Annotated in this window: 4 protein-coding genes; all 4 read left to right on the plus strand. The window is 55.3% G+C overall.

The genetic code is table 11. The features are described 5' to 3' along the window. Positions 1–38 precede the first annotated feature (38 nt). From NW856_RS09165 to NW856_RS09180, 4 genes are read left to right on the plus strand one after another with little or no spacing between them, the layout of a single operon-like run. Positions 39–650, plus strand: a complete 612-nt coding sequence (locus NW856_RS09165; RefSeq protein WP_414399921.1) for a cysteine hydrolase family protein — start codon at positions 39–41, stop codon at positions 648–650. A gap of 35 nt (positions 651–685) precedes the next feature. Then, entirely contained in the window at positions 686–2,893 is a 2,208-nt protein-coding gene (locus tag NW856_RS09170) for a phosphoketolase (RefSeq protein WP_414399918.1), read from the plus strand. A gap of 46 nt (positions 2,894–2,939) precedes the next feature. Further along, positions 2,940–4,298, plus strand: coding sequence for an AAA family ATPase (locus NW856_RS09175; protein WP_414399919.1), 1,359 nt, complete (start codon positions 2,940–2,942; stop codon positions 4,296–4,298). Beyond that, positions 4,276–4,941 carry a Rho termination factor gene (locus NW856_RS09180; RefSeq protein WP_414399920.1) on the plus strand — a complete coding sequence of 222 codons (666 nt, stop codon included), beginning with the start codon at positions 4,276–4,278 and terminating at the stop codon, positions 4,939–4,941. Before NW856_RS09175 ends, NW856_RS09180 begins: the two co-directional genes overlap by 23 nt. Positions 4,942–5,232: the final 291 nt, after the last annotated feature.

Below are 5,232 nucleotides of genomic sequence, written 5' to 3' on the forward strand. Positions count from 1 at the left end.
CGCTTAGCGGTCGGAGCCGGGTAGTTTACTTGGCCCTGGTGATCATCGATATGCAGCGAGATTTCCTGGAGCCGGGCGGCTTTGGGGAAATGTTGGGCAACGATGTCACCCAACTGGGATCCATTGTGCCCACCCTGGAGGAACTGCTGGACTTCTGTCGTCAGAAGGGCCTAACCATCATCCACACCCTGGAGGGTCACCAGCCAGATCTCTCCGATTGCCCGCCCAGCAAGCGCAAACGCGGCAAGGGATCCCTGACCATTGGGGATGAAGGCCCTATGGGGCGGATTTTGATTCGCGGAGAGCCGGGCAACACCATCATCCCTGAGCTTGCCCCGATTGCGGGAGAGATCGTCATTCCCAAACCCGGCAAGGGGGCTTTCTACGCCACCGAGCTGCAAGCAATCTTGCAAAAGCGCGGCATCACCCACCTGCTGTTCACCGGGGTAACCACAGAAGTCTGCGTGCAAACCACAATGCGCGAGGCCAATGACCGCGGCTATGAGTGCCTGCTGGTGGAAGATTGCACCGCCAGCTACTTCCCAGAGTTCAAGCAAGCCACCCTGGAGATGATCCGGGCGCAAGGGGGCATCGTCGGCTGGACGAGTTCTGCTCAGAACATCCAAAAAGCGTTATCGGGTTTACAGTGAGGGATGAATAACCCAACAAGCGTGAGGCTGAACCGATGACACTGGCTCAGGAGGCAACTGCCCAAGTCCCCGCCTTTTGCGAAGGGATCCAGTACTTCGGGGATCCCTGGCCGGAATTTGACCGCCTGGGCCAGGCCCCTGCAGTGGATGCCGGCACCGGGAAACTGAGGGATCCCGGCAGTCGCATGGCCGCCTACCAAACCTTGCTCTATGCCGATGCCTTGCGCTACCTCACCCTGCAAATGACCGCCAGTAAAGCCTCAGGCCATCCGGGCGGATTTGCCAGCCAAGCAGAAGCCTATGCAGCTCTGGTGTACCTGGGCCAGAAGAACATCCCCACCGAAGTCGGGCACCACGCGCCGGGCTTTTACGCGGCCATGTTCTTGGATGGATCCCTGGCCGAGATGGGCATCCACACCGTCGCCGACCTGCGGGCCCGTTTTCGAGAACGGGAAGGGCTGTTGGGTCACCTCTCTGGCTACATTCCCGGACTGCTGGCGCCGGCTGGGCCGCTGGGGCAGGGGCAGCACTTTGCCATGGCGGGGGCATTACTCTACCCGGATCGCCTCTTCCCGGTCACGATTGGGGATGGCGGCCTGGGAGAGCCCTATGTGATGAGCTCCATGATTCACTTTCACACCGCTTTCCCGCAGCGCACCAACTTCCTGCCGGTACTGGTTTGGAACGGCTACAGCCAAGAGCACCACAGCATGATCTCCACCGCCAGCAACGCCCAGATGGCCGAGTATTGGCGGGGCAACGGCTTTGAGGAAGTGGTGTTGGTGGATGCCAAGGACTTTGACGATGCCCAACAGCCTGGCCCTTACGTCGACAGCACTCAGTTTTCCCTAGAAGCCCGCCTTGCCTTTGCCCAAAGGGTGCTGATCGAAATGGAGCGAGCCATCCAATCAGCCCTGAGCGGACAATTAACGGTTTTCATCCTCAAGCAACTGAAGGGGGCTGGGGTACATGCCAAGGGATCCAAGTCCCACAACCTCTACGGCCACCACACTCTGGATCACCCGGACATTGTGGCGGCTCTGCGGGCGCGGGCCTTACATCCGGCAGCTTGGGCCCTGGTGCGACAAAACTGCCAACGGGCAGCCGGGGGGCCAGCCGCCAAGGTGGCGGTTACAGAGTTCGTTCGGCCTTTGCCGCCTTTGGGATCCCTGAACCTGACGGAGTTTCCCCTAGGGGACAAGCAGGTTTCTACCACGGCCATCGGATCCCTGGTGGTGCAGGTGGGGCAGAAGGATCCCGACTTTTTGGTGGCCAATGCCGACGGCAACGAAGCTTCCGGCATGGCCAATGTGAACCAAGGTCTCAAGGTGATTCACCCCACGGTGGATCCCTTATACAACCAACAGCCCCAAGGCCAGGTCTACGAACCCCTGAGCGAAGATGCCTGCGCAGGACTGACGGCGGGCCTAGCCCTCTTCGGCGGACGCTCCCTGTGGTGCTCCTACGAGTCCTTTGCCGTCAACGGCCTACCCATCTGGCAGACGGTAACCCAAGCCATGGCGGAGCTGCGCCGGCCCACCCCCTCGGCCATTGCCCTCTTCACTGCCGGCGCTTTGGAACAGGGGCGCAACGGCTGGACCCACCAACGCCCGGAAATTGAGGCCTACCTGGCGGCCATGATGCGCAACGGCAACGTCTTCCCCCTCTTCCCGCCGGATGCCAACTGTGCCCAAGCTGCCTACGAATGGGCCTTATCCACCCACAACAAAGGGATCCCTATCATCGCCAGCAAAACCCCCCTGCCCATCCGCACCACCCTCGAACAAGCCCGCCAAGCAGTAGAGCAGGGCTGCATCGTCCTTCAGGAGTTTCCCGGATCCCGCACCGTGGTCTTTGCCGTGGTGGGGGATATGATTCTCCTGCCCGTGTTCGAGGCGGCTGAACAGCTCCAAGCCCAAGGGATCGGCTGCAAGATCGTCTCGGTGATTAACCCCCGCCGTCTGTATCGCCCCGGCGACGTGGCTTGGTCCACCTGTGCTCAGCCAGATGGGGAATTCATGTCCGACCAAGAATTTGCCGCTTGGTTTGCCGGCGAGGCCCTTATTGGCGTAACCGGCGGGGCCAGCCTGATGTTGGAGCCCCTGTTGCTGCGCTACACTGGCCCGCGCGACATTTTTGCCTGGAAACGCGGCGAAACCACCGCCACCCCCGCCGAATTGATGGACTACAACGGCCTGACAGCTCAGGCACTGTCAGAACGAGCCAAGCAACTGCTATGCTGAGGGCGAGCTTTTAGCTTGGTTAGCATTGTCCACCTTATTTTTTCCTATGACTGAGGCTAGCTATCTCCGAGAGAAGCTTGAGAGGATATCTCCCACCGAGAGGGTAGAGCGAGTTATTGTCCAACACTTTGCTGTTCCCCTCCTGCATGCGCTTGGCTTTCACGACTTGGAAATTAGATATGAATTCGAGACAGGTTGTGGCCAGGTCGACCTCGCCGCAAGAAAGAACGAAGATCCTGAAGATACTTTCTTTAACTCCCAAAGGAACCCCTACTTGCTTTTGGAGGCAAAATCCAGAGTAGTCAACCTCAAAGAAGGATCTTACTATAGGGATGCAGTTTGTCAAATAGAAAGCTACCTGCTCGGCGAGAACTGCAAATCTGCAAAATGGGGAATTATCACCAATGCAAACAACATCCAGATCTGGAGGAAGCATGGAAAAGTCGTCTACCCTGCTACAGCAAACTTCTCCATTAATCCAGATAACATTGAGAGCATAGTGCGTAACTTGCGAGACAAGATAGAAAACTATGAGCGCGCTCTGACTGTATGCGTGTATAACAATAAAGGGGGCGTAGGCAAAACAACGACGGTCATTAACCTTGCGGCAGCACTAAAAACCAAGGGAAAAAAGGTCTTAGTTGTTGACTTTGATTCTCAGGGTGATCTGACAAGAAGCTTGGGAGCCACTCCTGGAAAAATTACACTGACGCAATGTTTAAAGGATCCCAAAATAGACATCCATGCCATTGTCCAAACATATAGACTCGAATGTAGACTCAAAGGCAAGCAGACTACCCTTCCCATCTTCGACATTATCCCAAGAGACCCTGAGCTGGAGACGTTGACCGACAGCCAGTCGCTAGCATATATCCAAAAGGGAACCCGACGCCTTCGCGATCTGATTGCCCCTCTTCGCAATGAGTATGATTACATCCTAATCGACTGCCCAACTCAATGGCTTTACTTCAGCCAAAGTGGTGTTTTTGCTGCCGATGTTATTTTGATACCTACCCGCCCCGACGATCTGTCTTCCCTGAATAATGCTGCTAGAGTAATCACCAGCTTTGTTCCAGAAACTGCTAAGTCACGACAGGATGGCGGCCCCAGGACTTTGCCTATCTTTTTCAACGGCGTCCCCTCAGAAAGCGAAAGAAGCGAAAACGCTATTAAACGAGCAAATGATGAGATAGAAAAAATTGTCAGCCAAGAGAGAAGCATGAACCTACTTCCATATTTCTGGCCGCATTTTAAGAGAGGTAATGAAAACAAAAGCATTTTTGGGATACCTGACTATGCAGTGATATCCTCTGCAAGCTTTGATCGAAGGCCTGCCGTCTTTAGTCGCAAGAAAGTTTTAGAATACTACCAGAGTCTTGCCCGTGAGTACTTTATCGATGAGTGAGTTTTCAGATCTAGGTAGGTTGGTTAACTTACCCCTTGAGAGCATTACGCCCGCCGATGGGTTTTCTGCTCCCTCCTTCCTTGTTACAGCAGCCGCAAATCAGCTAAGGGCAACAGGAGGACACAACTGGGTTCCTCTGCTGGTGGTCGAGGCTGGCGACTATCAGTACAAAGCCATTGGTAACCATTTTGTCTATGCAGTTGCTCAAGAAGCAGGACTGGAAAGGCTATGGTGTATCGTTGTCGATCCTGATCCAGAGCAGGTTAAGCAGGCCCAGATTCTCGCCAAAGAAATTGTTCCGAAGGTAAATTTGACCAATACATCGAGAGAGACTATCTTGGCTGCGCTAAGATACCTAGCCGAGCAACCCAGCAGTCCCCTCAAGGGAGTCGATGTAACCATTGCAGCTGCCCGGATTGCAGAGGCGGATAGAAGTTGGTGGCAGGACTTAACCCCCATAACCAAGCTTGGGTGCAAAATTACGCGAGGCAAAAAACTGGATGCCCTATCGGAAGTATTTTTCGTAACTCCTACAGCGTTGCCCCCTACTCTGAAGAAATCATCCAAGAGATCTGCGACATCCGCTGGCGCGAAGAAAGCGACCTCAACTCGCTCGCGGAAAAAAACAGAGGGAGAGAGCTGAAAGGGATCCCTTCAAAAACATATTCTCCTCTCCACATCACCGAGGCCCGACTCCGCTTGCTGTGGGATGCCTGCCTCAAGCCTCCCTTTGAATGGCTACTGCCACCCAAACAGCCTTGGCCGCTCTCAACAACAGCCTCCATGGCAGGTATGCTCTGCTTACCTAGGACGACCGGATCCATCTGGAGCTCATGCACAGGATGATCACCAGCATCTTGGAGATCGACCTGACCCAAACCGTCCGGTATTATCTTGACCACAGGGATCCCCCCCTTATCGCCTGGATCCTAGG

Origin of the sequence: Synechococcus sp. R3-13 (assembly GCF_047462195.1) — a bacterium.
Taxonomy (GTDB): Bacteria; Cyanobacteriota; Cyanobacteriia; order Thermostichales; family Thermostichaceae; genus Thermostichus.

Bases quoted from the DNA above. Each gene is read 5' to 3' on its own strand.
- NW856_RS09175 (WP_414399919.1), top strand. From the start codon at position 2,940: ATGACTGAGGCTAGCTATCTCCGAGAGAAGCTTGAGAGGATATCTCCC.
- NW856_RS09170 (WP_414399918.1), top strand. From the start codon at position 686: ATGACACTGGCTCAGGAGGCAACTGCCCAAGTCCCCGCCTTTTGCGAA.